The sequence below is a fragment of the Rheinheimera sp. genome, from assembly GCF_037442525.1.
In the GTDB taxonomy this organism is placed as follows: domain Bacteria; phylum Pseudomonadota; class Gammaproteobacteria; order Enterobacterales; family Alteromonadaceae; genus Pararheinheimera.
Genome location: NZ_JBBIQD010000001.1, coordinates 159769 through 174017 on the forward strand (window position 1 = coordinate 159769; position 14249 = coordinate 174017).

Annotated in this window: 11 protein-coding genes and 1 riboswitch; of the genes, 6 read left to right on the forward strand and 5 right to left on the reverse strand. The window is 52.3% G+C overall.

Annotated features, from left to right (window positions below; translation table 11 throughout):
* Position 1: 1 nt before the first annotated feature.
* The 3 genes from WKJ03_RS00700 to WKJ03_RS00710 all read left to right on the forward strand — a co-directional run bounded on the left by WKJ03_RS00700 (position 2) and on the right by WKJ03_RS00710 (position 3023).
* A complete protein-coding gene (locus WKJ03_RS00700) occupies positions 2-253 on the forward strand; it encodes a DUF3862 domain-containing protein (protein ID WP_337840229.1) in 252 nt (83 codons plus the stop codon).
* Positions 254-299: 46 nt separating this feature from the next.
* Complete coding sequence (locus WKJ03_RS00705) at positions 300-2057, forward strand: DEAD/DEAH box helicase (protein WP_337840230.1); 1758 nt, start codon at positions 300-302, stop codon at positions 2055-2057.
* Between the two features lie 126 nt (positions 2058-2183).
* On the forward strand, positions 2184-3023 hold the full coding sequence (locus tag WKJ03_RS00710; protein WP_337840231.1) for an HDOD domain-containing protein: 840 nt from the start codon (positions 2184-2186) through the stop codon (positions 3021-3023).
* Positions 3024-3068: 45 nt separating this feature from the next.
* Here WKJ03_RS00710 and lysC read toward each other — a convergent pair whose 3' ends face one another.
* Positions 3069-4415 (reverse strand): lysine-sensitive aspartokinase 3, encoded by a 1347-nt coding sequence (gene lysC / locus WKJ03_RS00715; RefSeq protein ID WP_337840232.1) that lies wholly within the window; start codon positions 4413-4415, stop codon positions 3069-3071.
* A gap of 104 nt (positions 4416-4519) precedes the next feature.
* A riboswitch (Lysine riboswitch) is annotated at positions 4520-4692 on the reverse strand.
* Positions 4693-4764: 72 nt separating this feature from the next.
* On the reverse strand, positions 4765-6012 hold the full coding sequence (nhaD, locus tag WKJ03_RS00720) for a sodium:proton antiporter NhaD (protein WP_337840233.1): 1248 nt from the start codon (positions 6010-6012) through the stop codon (positions 4765-4767).
* A gap of 119 nt (positions 6013-6131) precedes the next feature.
* On the opposite strand from nhaD, the gene WKJ03_RS00725 reads away from it, so the two are divergent.
* From WKJ03_RS00725 to WKJ03_RS00735, 3 genes are read left to right on the forward strand one after another with little or no spacing between them, the layout of a single operon-like run.
* Positions 6132-7373: a hypothetical protein gene (locus WKJ03_RS00725; protein WP_337840234.1), complete on the forward strand. Its 1242-nt coding sequence runs from the start codon at positions 6132-6134 to the stop codon at positions 7371-7373.
* A 2-nt stretch (positions 7374-7375) separates the two neighbouring features.
* Positions 7376-7927, forward strand: a complete 552-nt coding sequence (locus WKJ03_RS00730) for a hypothetical protein (RefSeq protein ID WP_337840235.1) — start codon at positions 7376-7378, stop codon at positions 7925-7927.
* The gene (locus WKJ03_RS00735) at positions 7920-10766 is read left to right on the forward strand and encodes an ATPase (protein ID WP_337840236.1); all 2847 of its coding nucleotides are present in this window, start codon (positions 7920-7922) and stop codon (positions 10764-10766) included. Before WKJ03_RS00730 ends, WKJ03_RS00735 begins: the two co-directional genes overlap by 8 nt.
* Before the next feature lie 57 nt (positions 10767-10823).
* Here the strand turns inward: WKJ03_RS00735 and WKJ03_RS00740 are convergent, their stop codons facing one another.
* The 3 genes from WKJ03_RS00740 to WKJ03_RS00750 all read right to left on the reverse strand — a co-directional run bounded on the left by WKJ03_RS00740 (position 10824) and on the right by WKJ03_RS00750 (position 14147).
* Entirely contained in the window at positions 10824-12515 is a 1692-nt protein-coding gene (locus WKJ03_RS00740) for a Zn-dependent hydrolase (RefSeq protein ID WP_337840237.1), read from the reverse strand.
* A gap of 72 nt (positions 12516-12587) precedes the next feature.
* Positions 12588-13019: a hypothetical protein gene (locus WKJ03_RS00745; RefSeq protein WP_337840238.1), complete on the reverse strand. Its 432-nt coding sequence runs from the start codon at positions 13017-13019 to the stop codon at positions 12588-12590.
* A gap of 348 nt (positions 13020-13367) precedes the next feature.
* A complete protein-coding gene (locus WKJ03_RS00750; protein ID WP_337840239.1) occupies positions 13368-14147 on the reverse strand; it encodes an alpha/beta hydrolase in 780 nt (259 codons plus the stop codon).
* Positions 14148-14249: the final 102 nt, after the last annotated feature.

Genomic DNA, 14249 nt, shown 5'->3' on the forward strand with positions numbered 1-14249 from the left:
TATGAAAAATCTACTTCTGGCGCTGGCTGTTATGTTGGCAGCCACAGCCTGCAGTAAGTTAACTCAGGACAATTACAACAAAGTCAAAGCCGGTATGAGTTACGACGAAGTGTCGGCCATTCTGGGTAAAGCTGACCATTGTGAAGAAGCCATTGGCACCAAAAACTGCCGTTGGGGTGACGAGAAGAAAAACATCAAAATCGCCTTTATTGCTGACCGCGCCACCATCTTCGCGAACGAAGGTATCCAATAACAGAGTGCTGGCGGGCCAGTCCCGCCAGAGCCACTGTGTGTAGTTCATGAGTCCCCCACTACTGAGAGATTACCAGCAACAGGCTGTGCAGGCTGTTTTGGTGCATTTTCGCCGTAACGCAGAGCCGGCCCTGTTGGTTTTGCCCACCGGGGCCGGTAAAAGTCTGGTGATTGCCGAGCTGGCCCGGCTTGCGAAGGGTCGTGTGCTGGTGTTGGCCCATGTCAAAGAATTGGTCGAGCAAAACCATGCCAAATTCTGTCATTATGGGCTGGAGGCCGCGGTGTACTCCGCCAGCCTGAACCGCAAAGAAACAGCCAGCAAAGTGGTGTTTGCATCCATTCAGTCGGTCAGCCGCAATTTGCAGGACTTCACAGAGCAATACAGTCTGCTGGTCATCGATGAGTGCCACCGCGTCAGTGACGATGACAACAGCAGCTACCTCAAAGTTATAAGGGCACTGCAGCAACACAACCCACAACTGCGGGTGCTGGGTTTAACTGCAACCCCCTACCGGCTTGGCAGTGGCTGGATTTATCAGTACCACACCAGAGGCATGGTGCGCACCACGGACCCACGTTTTTTTAAGTATTGTATTTTTGATTTACCCATTCGCCATTTACTGACAGAAGGTTATCTGACGCCGGCGGTGCTGCTGGATGCTCCGGTGCTTTGTTACGACTTTCAGGGACTGACCCCAGGCAGCTCAGGTTATTTTAAAGAACAGGAGCTGGATTTGCGTATTTCGCAACAACAGCGTGCGACACCACAAATTATCGCGCAGGTTATGCAACAGGCACAAAAACGTCGCGGTGTGATGGTGTTTGCGGCAACCACCCGTCATGCCCAGGAAATTCAGTCCTATTTGCCTGCCGGGCAAAGTGCACTCATTCTGGGGTCTACCCCACAGGCTGAGCGCGATCTGCTGCTGCAGCAATTTAAACAACAACAACTGAAGTATCTGGTCAATGTGGCGGTGCTGACCACAGGTTTTGATGCCCCTCATGTTGAACTGATCGCGATTTTGCGCCCGACCGAATCCGTCACCTTGTATCAGCAAATCGTGGGCAGGGGTCTGAGGTTAAGCCCGGGGAAACAAGACTGTCTGGTGCTGGATTACGCTGGCAACCGCTTTGATCTTGAGCAACCGGATATAGGCGAACTCAGACCCGATCCTGCCGCAGAGCTGGTGACAGTGCCCTGCCCGCTTTGTGGCTTTTTTAACAGCTTCTGGGGCAAAACCGATGAACGCGGCATCGTACTGGAACATTATGGCCGTCGCTGTCAGGGCTATCAGCCCGGAGAACAGGGTGAACCTGAAGTCTGTGGGTATCGTTTTAAATGCAAATTCTGCCCCGACTGTGGCGGCGAAAATGATATTGCCGCCCGCCAGTGCGCTGACTGTGGCCTGGTGTTGGTGGACCCGGACAAAAAACTCAAAGAGGCCCTGGCGCTAAAAGACGCTCTGGTCCTCTATGTGGATCGGATGCAGCTCAGCAGTCACCAAAAAGATAACAAAACCAGCCTGAAAGTCAGCTACTTGTCCGCTGATGGCACTGAACTGGCTGAATTCTGGCCCTTGCAGACAAAAACACAAAAACACAAATTTCTGCAACAGTTCGTCCCCGCTCATCTGACCGACAGACACAGGCCCTTTAACGCCAGCACAGTGACCGCAGTACTGAAAGAGCAACACCGGCTGGCGCCGCCTGCGGCCCTGATTGCGCGCAAAGAAGGCCGTTTCTGGCGTATTCGCGACAAACTATTCCAACTGAGCCAACCAGCACCTGAAATTGATAGAAACTGAAAAAAATTTAACCTGCCCTCTGGGCAAAGCCCCCGGATTTCGCCCATAATCAGCCAGTACACTAAAAAATAAAGCTATTGCAAGATATTCAAATCACACCAGTTTTTGCTTATAGGGTTGCAGGTTATGTCAAACGAAAACGCCTTACTCAGTTTACTCATTGAAAAAATACAAAATGACACGCTGGTTTTGCCCAGCCTGCCGGAAATTGCTTTACGTATTCGCAAAATGGCCGAAGATCCTCAGGTGAATCTGAACCAGATGGCCGATATTATTTCGCATGACCCGGCCATGTCAGCCCGTATGATGAAAATCGCCAACAGTGCCTTTTTAGGCCGCTCTGTGCATGTAAATTCCTTGCACCAGGCTGTGACCCGTATTGGCCTGCGGTATATCAAAAACATTGTCACTGCCATGGCGGTTGAACAGCTGTTTGTGTCCCATTCCAGTCTGATCAAGGGACTGATGGGCAAAGTCTGGCATGACACCCTGGAAGTGGCAGCCACCGCCCTGGCCGCCATGCAGTTGTACAACAGCAACCTGAAAAGCAGCCCGGTGAATTTCGATACCATGACACTGGCGGGTTTAATTCACAATATTGGCGCTTTGCCTATTCTGACCGAAGCCGAAAAACACCTGGACCAGTTTGGTGACAAAGCCTTTATTGAGCACTGCATTGAGGATCTGGCCAGCAATATTGGCGGCAGTATTTTGCGCAAATGGGAATTTCCGGAAGAGCTGGTGGCCGTTGCTGAAAAATGGAATAACCAACAGCCCAGTGACAAAGTCTGTTACATCGACTTTATTCGTATCGCTACCATTCAGAAAGGCTACTGCAAAGACAAAACCGAGCCGCGGATTGCATTAAAACCTTATGTTGAACGTGGCCTGATCACAGGTGTCGACTTCCACCGCTCTCCTGAGTTTGTCGCCTCTTACCATGATATGAAGCAGCTGTTTGTCTGAAGCTGACTGCCCATGAAAAAGGCGCCTTGCGGCGCCTTTTTACTGTCAGTTAAACAGCCGTTGGTGCAGGTCTTTCACTACTTTGGCGGCCTGCTCTTCCTGCACTAAGAAACACAGGTTATGACGAGACGCACCATGGCAAATCAGCCGCATGTTAATTTTTTCCAGCGCGCTGAATAAATCGCCTGTCACGCCTTTGCTGCTGTGCAGTTGATTGCCAATTACCGCCACCAGACTCAGACCCTGCTCGACCGTGACTTCACAGAAACTACGCAGTTCAGTCAGTGCCGGCTCCATATTCTGATTAAAGGCGCTGCCTGGCGTTTCATCCAGTGTCAGTGCCACCGAAATTTCGGAGGTGGTCACTAAATCCACCGAGATCTGATGACGGCTTAAAATATCAAAGACCCGGGCCAGGAAACCTGCCGCATGCAGCATTTCGGGGCTTTTTACCGTGATCAGCGTCTGGGACTTGCGCAGCGCAATGGCGCGGTACGCCGGTTTGTGTTCGACCTGCCTGGCAATCCAGGTGCCACCGGCTTCAGGTTCCCGGCTGGAGCCAACAAAAACCCGGATATTGCGGCGCATGGCCGGAATTAAGGTCGCCGGATGCAACACCTTGGCACCAAAGGTCGCCATTTCTGCGGCTTCATCAAAGCTGATTTCCGGAATACAACGGGCTTCGCTGGTCAGGCGTGGATCGGTCGTGAATATCCCCACCACATCGGTCCAGATTTGCACAATATCGGCCTGCAGCGCTTCGCCAAGCAAAGCCGCGCTGTAATCCGAGCCTCCGCGTCCCAGGGTGGTCGTCTGACCTGTGACATCAGCACCGATAAAGCCTTGGGTCACAATCAGCTGGTCGGCCAGCAGCGGTTTTAAATGCACCTCTGCCAACGCGGCAATTTCTTTGATTTGTGGTTCGCCTTTGCCAAACCGGCTGTCGGTACGCAGTACCCGGCGCACATCAAAAGCAGAGGCTTTGGCGCCGCGTTCACGCAGCACCTGAGCGAATAACACCGAACTTAAACGCTCACCAAAGGACTGGATCAGATCTTTATGCGCGCCGCTGTACACAGCACCACCAGTTTCAATCAGGTTACGTAGATCGGCCAGCAGGGTTTCAATTTCAGCGGCAACGGCATGCGGCTGCTGCAATTTCTCCAGCACAGCCAGGGTAATTTTTTCGATGCCTGCATAAGCGTCAAAACGGGCCACCACCTCGGTCTGGCGGGTAATATCCACCAGCAGGTTGGTCACACCTGAGCTGGCGCTGACCACAACCAAACGAATAGCCGGGTTCGCCAGCACAATATCGGCACAACGCGACATGGCAGGAAAATCAGCCACAGAAGTTCCGCCAAATTTGGCAACAATCAGTGAATTGGACATTGAGTCTCTCCTTATTCAAATTCATAAGGCAGAGCAATGGCATTTGCATGGAGAACAACGCGCAGCAACAGGCAGAAAGCTGTGGCGGCCGGAATACACCAACAAAGGCCAGAAGCTCTCCACCCTAACTACAGGTGACAGTCGTAAGGATTCAGCCTTAACAACCGGAAACACTGGTGCTACCCCGGTGCCCCCTCGGCGTTAATCCCCCTCAGTGACCCTGCGGCTTGTAGCAGCCTGAGATCACCTACCTGGTTAACGCTCCTCTTCTGGTCTATCAGATTCGATGGACGGCCGAGACTTTAACCCAACTGACTGGGAAAAAGCAACAGCCGTATAGCCGTCTTTTTTAACCAAGCACTGTGGTGCCGACCAGGTAGACCCCCATATAACCCAGGCTGTAACAGGCCAATAAATAGCCGGCCATGCGGAAATAGGTGATAAAAGTCAGCTCTTTCACCTTACTCATTGCAATAATACCTGCGGCCGAACCGATAATCAGAATGGAGCCACCTACACCTGTGGCGTAGGTTAACATCAGCCACTGGGCTGGTGACATTTCGACACCGGATTTCAGCAACGCCGCCGTTAGCGGGACGTTGTCAATCAAGGCAGACGTCATGCCCATCAGGTAATTGGCCTGGGTTGGGTCCAGGTACTGGTACAACTGCGGAATGGCGTTGAGCACACCAATTTCTTTCAGGATGCCGACTAATAACAGTACCCCTAAGAAAAACAGCAAGGTGTCAAACTCCACTTCACGGATGTAATTCAGAATACTGACGCCTGGTTTTTTGCGCAGCAGGTACTGCGCGGCCAGGAACATAATGCCCAGGCCAAACAGAAAGGTCAGCACAGGCGGGATCTGGAACAGAATGTTAAACACCAGCGTAAATGCGATAGTGGCGGCAAAAATGCAGGCAATCACAATGTCCGGTTTTTCCAGCTTCTTCGGGGACTTCTCCAGCACGATGCGGCCTTTCATCTTGCGCGAGAGCAGGATCGCCAGCACGGCGACTGCAAAAAGTGACGGCAACACCAGCAGCAATAAATGCGGGATCGTGACTTTACCGGCCAGAAAAATCATCAGGGTGGTCACGTCACCGGTGATCAGCGACACGCCGCCACTGTTCACGGCAAAAATAATCAGGGTGGCGTATTGAATACGCTTTTTCATTTCCAGTTTGATGGAACTGATGACCGCAATAGACACCAGGGTCGCCGTGACGTTGTCGGCAAACGAAGAAAATACGAAGGCAAAAATGGCAATCAGAAACATCAGCCGGCGTTCGGACAGTTCGGCCGGTAAAATGCGCTGAACCAGCTGGGAAATAAAACCCTTGCTGTTCAGATAAGCGACAAAAGTCATAGTTGACATCAAAAAAAGCCACAAGGTGGCTATTTCTAATAAGTTATGGTTCAGCTGCTCAGATATTTCGGCACTTGTGCTGTCGTGCATGGGAAAAATAAAGGCGAGGATCCAACAGAGAGTACCGAAAAAAAGTGTCGTTTTTGCCTTGTTTACGTGGATAATATCCTCTATAACGATCAGGATAAAGGCGATGGCCACCAAACCTAAAATTACAGCGCTTAACATGATAAGTACCAGCTTTGTTTCTGAAGGGAAGGAATTTGCGCGCGCATTTTCTAACAGCCCGCTTACAAAGTCACTACCACTTAAGTCGCAAAACGAACTTTTTATGAAAGAAAGGACCCATGATAGCGCCGCGTAAACTGATCCGCTGTCTGGATGAGCACTGGACCCTGATTGAATGGCTGGTCGAACGCAGCCAGCACAGCAGTTTCAGTGTGCAGGATGTGCAGCATCTGATCCAAAGAGCCAACCCCAACTTCAGCAGCGAACAAGTATTTAAAGAAACCCAACGGCTGCTGCAACTGGAAATTCTGATCCCGCTGGCGAAATCCAGCCAGCTTGAGCTGAGCAGCACCATACTGGAGTTTGCCCAGCATTTATTGCATGAAGAGCAATTGGGCCTGGCCACCGACATTGAAAGCCGGGTACTGGAACTGAACCGCTTATCGGCACGGATGGCGCAAGCGGCCAGTCAGCGCGACAGCCGCGAATTACGCCGTTTTATTCGGGCTATGGACGACAGGGTGCGGGAAGTACTGAAGCAGTTTTCCCAGAATGAGCAGGCCATTTTGTCCCTGGTCGAGCGGGCCAAAGCGGACGAGAGCAAACTCAGCCTGGCGCGCCGTTATGCCGCGGTGATGGACGCTTTTGATGATTACATTGAGCCTGTGTTGGTGCTGGTCGATATTAACGGCCCTTTCCAGCAGAGTATCAGTGCCATTGAGCTGCAACTGACCGAACAAATCCAACAGATTGAAATCACCGGGGTGATGCAGCAGGACAAAGAAAGCCTGTTGCAGCTGCGTACCCGTTTGCTGGAAATGAATCAGGTGGGCCGGGAAAGTTTGAGCCGCTGTGCGGACCTGCTGATGCCGCTGCGGGATGAACTGCGCCGCAATACCCTGCTCTCACGCAACGCCAGCTTTTTATTGGGCCAGATGCGCAAAAAAGGCATTGAGCACACACTGGACCCGCTGGTACCGGGTTTACGTTCAGACGCACAAAAATTCTCTTTGGGGTCTGCCAACCAAATCACCAGTTATATGGCCGAGCTCTGTCAGTACCAGCATGACGCCTATGAAGTGCCAGACGCCATTGACTCGGCCCCTGCTGGCCTGATGCAGGTGCCGGAAGTGAAAGAGGTGCTGCGCAAAGCCCGCACTATTAAGCAACTACCGGATTTAAGCCGTTGGCTGGCCGACAGTTACCCTGAATTACCGGTCGACGAATTACTCTTTTTGTATCAGGAACTGTCCCGCGCCGACAGCCTGAAGCTGGAACATCAGCAGGATGCCAGCCAACTGGAGGTGCAGGGTTACCGACTGACCCTGCACCCCTTTCGCAGCAGCCCTGAAGGACATTAACGATGCAACTGGATTTAGAATTGCTCAGCCAGCTGGCTGAGGTGCATAAAAAATTAGGCTCCGGCTACCATATCAGCGAGCAGGATTTTGCACTGTGGCAGGAGCTGGATCAGCAGGAAGACGCCTACACAGCATTATTTGCAGCTTTGGGCCACAGCCTGAAACGGGATGGTCGCGGCTTTTTCTACTTTGAAGTGGACGATGCCACGGCCAGTATGGGCAAAATTTCCCGGCTTTTTGCACTGGCTTTGTATGCGCTGGTGGAGTTTTACGCCGACAAAGGCCAGGACCCGCTGCGCGCCCTGTTCGAACAGGAAGTCAGCTCCGAAGTCTGGGGTCAGTTGCTGCAACAGCATTACCATTTATTCGAGCAGCTGGAAATTTTTTCGGTGACTGATATCAAACGTGAAATTGCCAACCGGATGCTGCGTTATGGGCTGGCGCGCGCCAGTGGCGACAACATCAGGCTGTTGCCCCCTGTTTACCGTTATTTAGATGCCTTAATGGATGTGGAACACAGCGCTGTGGCCACTGAGGAGCACGCTGATGTCTGACATCAAATCAGAGCTGTATGGTTTAACCAAACTGGCGCTGCTGAACACTGCAGGCTACGCCAAATGTGTGATCCCGCTGGACGATTCGTCCTCTATCTGCGCGCCGAACAATACGGGTAAAAGTTCGGTGATAAACGCACTGCAGTTCCCGTTAATCAACGACCTGCGGTTAACCGAGTGGGACGGCCATGATCTGGACGAAACCCGCAAATTCTATTTTGGCACGGACCAGAGTTACATTCTGCTGGAAGCCAACCTGCCCGACGGCCCTGTGGTCATTGGTGTGGCGGGCCGCGGCAAAATTGCCGGTTACGCCTTTCAGTACTTTTGCTACAAAGGCAAGCTGGACCTGGCGCATTACCTCGACGGCAAAAGTTATGTGCGCTACAGCAAGCTGGACCACCATTTACGCGCTTTGGGTTTTGATCCTATTGAACTGAAGCAGTCTGAGCTAAACGCCATGCTGACCGGTGGCGCCACGCCGTACGACAGCCGGATTAACCTGCGCATGATCCCACTGGCCAACGTCAGTGACGCGCCGGTCTACAAGGATATTTTCCGCCGTATTCTGAACCTGCACCGTTTAACAGCGCAGGACGTGAAACGTTTGCTGTTGCCGGTCTTTGCCCGCCATTTGGGCGACCCTAAAGTGGATTTCTATCAGGTCTGGCACAACGCTTTTGAAAAGGTGAACAAAGACAGGCGTGAACTGAAGGCGCTGGAAAACCAACAAGAAGCTGTCACAGCACTGGAAAGTTTGCTGGATAACCGCTCTGTGCTCAAAGGCCGCCTTGCGACTTATGCGCCAAAACTGGATGTCGCGCTGACCGAATTTCACGGTTATGCCGAAGACCAACAGCTGCAACTGAATGAACAGCTGCAATTGCTGCATGGCGAAAAGACGCAGCTGGAAGAACGCCAGCGGCTTTATGTCGGCCAAATCAAAGACTTGTCTGGCCGCCGTTTACAACTGAGCCAGTGGTATCAGGATTACGATCAGTTACATCAGCGCTTTGGCTTAACCAATCAGGCTACGCTCGACAGCAACCTGAAAAACATTCGCCAAAGTTACGAGCAGCTGAGCCACAGCCTGCAAGGTGCGTCACAGGTCAATGCCACCACGCTTGCGCATCAGAAGAGCCAGAGCCAAAAGCAGCTGCAAAGCCTGAAACTGCAACTGAAAAACCTGGAATACAACCTGTATTCCAGGCTGCGTGAAGATTTGAGCCTGCCCGAGGTGCAACAGCTGAGCCGGGTGCTGAATCCGGATCTGTTGTCGCTGTCGACCGCAGCAGGTGGGGATATTGAAATCACCGACGAAGATGCCTTTTCGTCGCAACTTGAGGCGCTGGCCGATTGCTTTAAACAAGGCAAACTGCATCTGGCCGGTGCTGTGATTGACCTGTCGCACCTGCAGCCGGTGGAGCAGAACAGCCTGGAAAATAAAATCCAGCTCAAAGAACAGATTGAAGCGCTGCAGCAGACCCTGCAGACGCTGGAACAGCAACTGGCTGTGGCCGGCGATTTAGCCGGCAAAACCCGCGAAAAAGACCGGCTGTACCAGGACATGTTGCAAGCCGAAGAAGACATCAAAAAATTCGCCCGCTATCAGCAAATGCAGCAAATTGCCGACGAGCAGCAGGCCATGCTGGACCAGCTGGAGCAGGAAGAAGAGCTGCTGCAAACCCAATTGGCTGAAGTGCAGCACAAAGCCTCGACCCTGTCCGACCGCCGCAACCTGGTTTCGAACAAACAAGAACAGTTGAAGCGTCAGCTGGAACGCATTGAACAGGAGAAAAAAGAGCGGATTGATTTCCAGCTGGATTTTTACTCCGGAAAAATCACGCCTTACCCTATTGAAGTGGTGCTGGATTTTGACAATCTGGCCGATGTGCTGCGCGACTTTAACCGCCAGTGCCACGAGCTGAAGCTGATTGACGTCAATATTAAAAACACTTACCTCTTTATCTTTAACGCCGGTATCACCAAGTTTGAAGTCGAGAGCGATGAAGAACTGAAATACCAGCGGTTGATCAGTGCGTATCACCATCTGGATAAAGAGCGTGAAGCCATTGAACGCCGTGCCCGGGTCGCCCTGACCGAAGTCGCGGCCACCTTAAAAGGCCTGCGGGATGACTTAAACCGGTTGCACCGCGAGATGAACAGCTTTAACCGCGGCATCTGGCGCCATCAGATCTCCAACCTGCAGGATTTCAAAATTGAAATTGTTGACCGCAGTGTGCTGGTTGGCCATATCGATACCATTCTGACCACCTCGGAGACCTATCAGCAAGGCGATACGCTGGATTTATTGGCACCGGGTGCAACGAGCTCCGAGCGCGATATTCAGTCGGCCAAGGATTACCTGATCCAGGCCGCCAGCGAAAAAGGTGGCCTGACGCTGTCAGACCTGTTTGATATCCGCTTTAAAGTGATTAACCGCGCTGGCGACGTGGAATTTTTCGACAAAATCGACTCGGCCGGCTCGAACGGCACCCGCATCACCATCAAATTGCTGTGTGGTATGTTGTTTATCCGCCAGTTGCTGGCCGAACGGGAACGTGGCAAATACCGCATTCCAATTTATATCGACGAAGCGGCCGACATCGACCCACACAACCAGCAGGCGCTGATTGAAACGGCGCTGAACTTTGGTTTTGTGCCTATTTTTGCATCGGTGAAACCGCAAACTTCCTGCCGCTACATAGTGCCTATCCGCACTGTGGCCGGTGGTGCGCAAAACTGGGTGGATGAAAAAGACTGGATTTTATGTGAAAAGATAGCCACGACCACAGTAGCTGCAGACTCCGGTGTCGCAGAAGTTCCTGAGCCTGTGTAACCGGGCAGCAGCATAAAAAAATGGCGGTCCCTGACCGCCATTTTTACAACAATAACCTCACAAACCCAGCACTTGTTTGCCTTGCTCAAACACCAGATCCACCGGAATATTGGCGCCACTGAGGCGTTGTAAATCGGCCGCCAGTTCAGGCCGGATCACCCCTTTATCATTCAGTAAGGCGCTGACCCCTTCATAATTGCCGTCGCCCTGCAGCGTCAGGATCAAGGTCGATAACGACGTCATCGCCTGGCGCATGCTGGCAAAATCCACCTGATAAGTGCCATCGGCATTGCGGATAAAAGCGCCCTGCTCGGCGAAGTAGTTAAAGCAGATCATATTGGCTTTGCCATGGGCACTGGACGCGCCAAAACGCACGGAGCGGAAAATGCCGGCCATAAAAGTGGTGTAGAACTCTTCGAGCCGGGCATCGGTCAGCAAGCCCTGCTCCACCAGTTGGGTGATCATATACAACCCGAGAATATCAGCTTTGCCTTCCTCCAAAGCCGAAGCATGTTCCTTCAGGCTCTGCCGCACTGTGCCTTTGCCATTGATGGTATTTTTTATGCCAAGGCCATGCGCCACTTCATGGAACATCACATTGTTAAAAAATGCATCAAAAGTCACCAGGTTGCGCTGTGACGGCGTGATCAGCAAATCCGCCACAGGCGCCATAATATGGTCAAACTTGGCTTTCATTGCATTTTTCAGCTGCAGACGCCGGGTGCCTTTTGCCAGCTGCACCTGTTCGTCGTTGGGCAGGTTGATGGCAATGGTTTTGCCACCGGAATTTGAATGGCCAGCGTAATAAATCACGTCATAGGCATTGAGGTCTGCGTCGGAGCCCGGTGTTTCCTGTTTATACGGATCCGGCACAGGCAAGCCCTGTTGCAATGCAGGCAGAGTCGCTGCGTATTTGCTTAAACGCTCACTCCAGGCCAAATCTTTCACCAGCACATAAGCTTCAAAGGCGGCGCGATAACCAAAGAGTTGATCTTCATAAGTTTCAATGGGGCCTATCACCAGATCGACAGGGTTCGTCTTCATCTCCATCCAGGCCAAATCAGATTTCTGGTACTGATCGGACAGCAGAGCTTCTGCACGCAGCTTCAGATAAACCGCAAAACCGGCATCTTCTGACAAAGCAGCGGCTTTCACTAATAAATCGGCGGCTTTTTCCAGCTCTGCTTTGTAGGCCACAGAATAAGGCACGGCCGTCAGTTTGCCGTCTTTATCGCGCCGGACCAGCGAATACAAACCGGTTTTATCGGCAAAATCAGCAGCTTCAAACTCAGCTTTACTCATATCTGCAGGGTAAAACTCCGCCCCCAGGGGTTTAGCCGCATAACCAGTTAAGAAGGCTTCATCCCCCTGCAATCTGTCCCAGGGACCGTAGTTAATTTCGGCAAAGCGCCGTACCTGCGGATCCTGAATGGCGGCCAAAAAGCCGGCCTTTGGTTCACCCAGCGCCTGACGCCAGTATAAATCGTCCATCACTGCCGCCGCGTCTATCAGCAGCGCCAGCATCTGTTTATGTGCCGCTGACAGCGTGCTCAAATCCGAGGTCAGTCGCACGGGCTGGTAAATACCCAGTCTGGATTCAAAACCCGGGTTGAGCTCGGGCTTTGCCTGCGCCACACTGGTGTCAGTCGGCGCCTGAATGGAGCTGTCGGTCTGAGGAGCGGGTTTACAGGCCGCTAACCCCAAAAGGCCAGCGCCAACCAGGCCAAGATAAAGGGGATGAACACGCATAGTCTGATCCTTGGAAATAGTAGGTTCCAGAGCCCTGCACCGCCGGGGCGGCCCAGTCTCTGGTGTTCTGGCTTAAAGTGAATGTTCGGCACCACAAGGCTGCAACCGCTTGCGCTGCGCTTCTGTGGCGCTGTCATTGCATTCGGCGACAATACGGGCAAAGCCAGCCTCAAACTGGCTGTCCAGTTCAAAGTAGCCGTCACTGCAGAACTGGTTTTTCTCCAGCACCAACGCCAGTTCATCATACAAAGGCCCGGTTCCTGCTTTGCGCTCCCCCTGCGTCATGATTTGCTTTTCCACCATCATGGCGGCACGGCGATCATTGTCCAGTCGAATGGCTATTTCGCGTTGCGTCAGGTTTTTCACCCGGCCTTTGCGGTAGCTGAACTGCTTGCTGCCGTCAGGCCAGACACAACTTTCAAACACACCGGCGCTGCGGGGTAACTCTGGCCCGGAGCTGCAACCGGCAACCAGGAACAACACAACAAATAACCAGTAACGCATTGATAAATTGCCTCTGTTTGCAACAGTCTGCACTTAGCATACCCTGTTCTGCCGGCAGAGCCCAGCCCACAATAGGGTCTGATTTTGCAGTGGAATTTTTTTGTTTTTTACTGAACCAAAGCTGAACCAGAGACTCTTAGCAAACGAATGAGAACTCCTCCCGGACTGAGTGACGATGTACAGCAGGGACAGAATAATGCGCTAATCAGGAGCTCGTGATGACAATGACCAGTGTGCGTAACCGTATTTTATCGTTTTTAGATTTAGCCCACTGCAGCTACCGACTTCAGGGCAATAAAGTGCTGCTTCAAAACGCTGAACTGACCTTTGCAACAGACCATCTGACCATCAACCGGCAGGGGAAACCTGAACGGATGATGCCTTATCAAAAACTGAACCTGGATAAGATGCTGTTTTTGCTGACGGCCCAGGCGGAGCGGCGTCCCTGATCTCATGGTTTACACACCAGTGCAGCAACAACTGCGCTGCGTCTTCAGGGTGTTGCTGCAATAAGAAGTGACTGCAGTGAAAACGGCACAGCTGCAATTGCGGTAACAACGCCTGTAACGACACAGCACAATGCGGGAACACCAGTTTATCCTGTTGTGCCTGCAGGTAAAGTACCGGCATCGCCAGAGCAAGGGCTGATTCTGGCCGCTGCAGTGCCAGCACCTGCTCCACCCTGTGAACAAAACTGGCCTGAGGCAGCTGACTCAGGGCCTGCTCCAGTTCCGATCTAAGCCCAGGGCTGTCATGACCCCAGAGTAGATAACGCAGCAAGATATTGCGTCTGGCCGCACTGAATTCCAGCCTGCGTAACCACTGCCACAGCATGGGTGCCCACGGCATTGGGTTTTCAATAAAGGTGCAACACAGCACCAGCCCCAACACCTGTCCGGCACGGCGCCGGGCCAGTTCAACGGCCAAAGGGCCACCAAAAGATTCGCCAAGCAGTAAAAAAGGTGATGCAGGCAATTGCGGTTCCAGAACATCCGCCAGCTGTGAATAACTCAGTAAGTCAGTCGGGTAACTGAAACAGTGCACTTGCCAATGAGACGGCAAGGCTGCACAAAACTTGCGGTACAGCAAACCTGAACCATCGAGCCCCGGCAGAATCACGAGTCGCATAAACACCTCCTTTCCTCAGCAAGATTACTGCCAACACATGACAACCTTTTGACAATATAATGCTGCGGTCAGCAGTACTACTGAACCATGCCAACTTGTTAT

Excerpts from the sequence above, each read along its gene's own strand:
- WKJ03_RS00735 (WP_337840236.1), top strand. The coding sequence starts at position 7,920 with ATGTCTGACATCAAATCAGAGCTGTATGGTTTAACCAAACTGGCGCTG.
- lysC (WP_337840232.1), bottom strand. The coding sequence starts at position 4,415 with ATGTCCAATTCACTGATTGTTGCCAAATTTGGCGGAACTTCTGTGGCT.
- WKJ03_RS00730 (WP_337840235.1), top strand. The coding sequence starts at position 7,376 with ATGCAACTGGATTTAGAATTGCTCAGCCAGCTGGCTGAGGTGCATAAA.
- WKJ03_RS00740 (WP_337840237.1), bottom strand. The coding sequence starts at position 12,515 with ATGCGTGTTCATCCCCTTTATCTTGGCCTGGTTGGCGCTGGCCTTTTG.
- WKJ03_RS00710 (WP_337840231.1), top strand. The coding sequence starts at position 2,184 with ATGTCAAACGAAAACGCCTTACTCAGTTTACTCATTGAAAAAATACAA.
- nhaD (WP_337840233.1), bottom strand. The coding sequence starts at position 6,012 with ATGTTAAGCGCTGTAATTTTAGGTTTGGTGGCCATCGCCTTTATCCTG.
- WKJ03_RS00705 (WP_337840230.1), top strand. The coding sequence starts at position 300 with ATGAGTCCCCCACTACTGAGAGATTACCAGCAACAGGCTGTGCAGGCT.
- WKJ03_RS00725 (WP_337840234.1), top strand. The coding sequence starts at position 6,132 with ATGATAGCGCCGCGTAAACTGATCCGCTGTCTGGATGAGCACTGGACC.
- WKJ03_RS00745 (WP_337840238.1), bottom strand. The coding sequence starts at position 13,019 with ATGCGTTACTGGTTATTTGTTGTGTTGTTCCTGGTTGCCGGTTGCAGC.
- WKJ03_RS00700 (WP_337840229.1), top strand. The coding sequence starts at position 2 with ATGAAAAATCTACTTCTGGCGCTGGCTGTTATGTTGGCAGCCACAGCC.
- WKJ03_RS00750 (WP_337840239.1), bottom strand. The coding sequence starts at position 14,147 with ATGCGACTCGTGATTCTGCCGGGGCTCGATGGTTCAGGTTTGCTGTAC.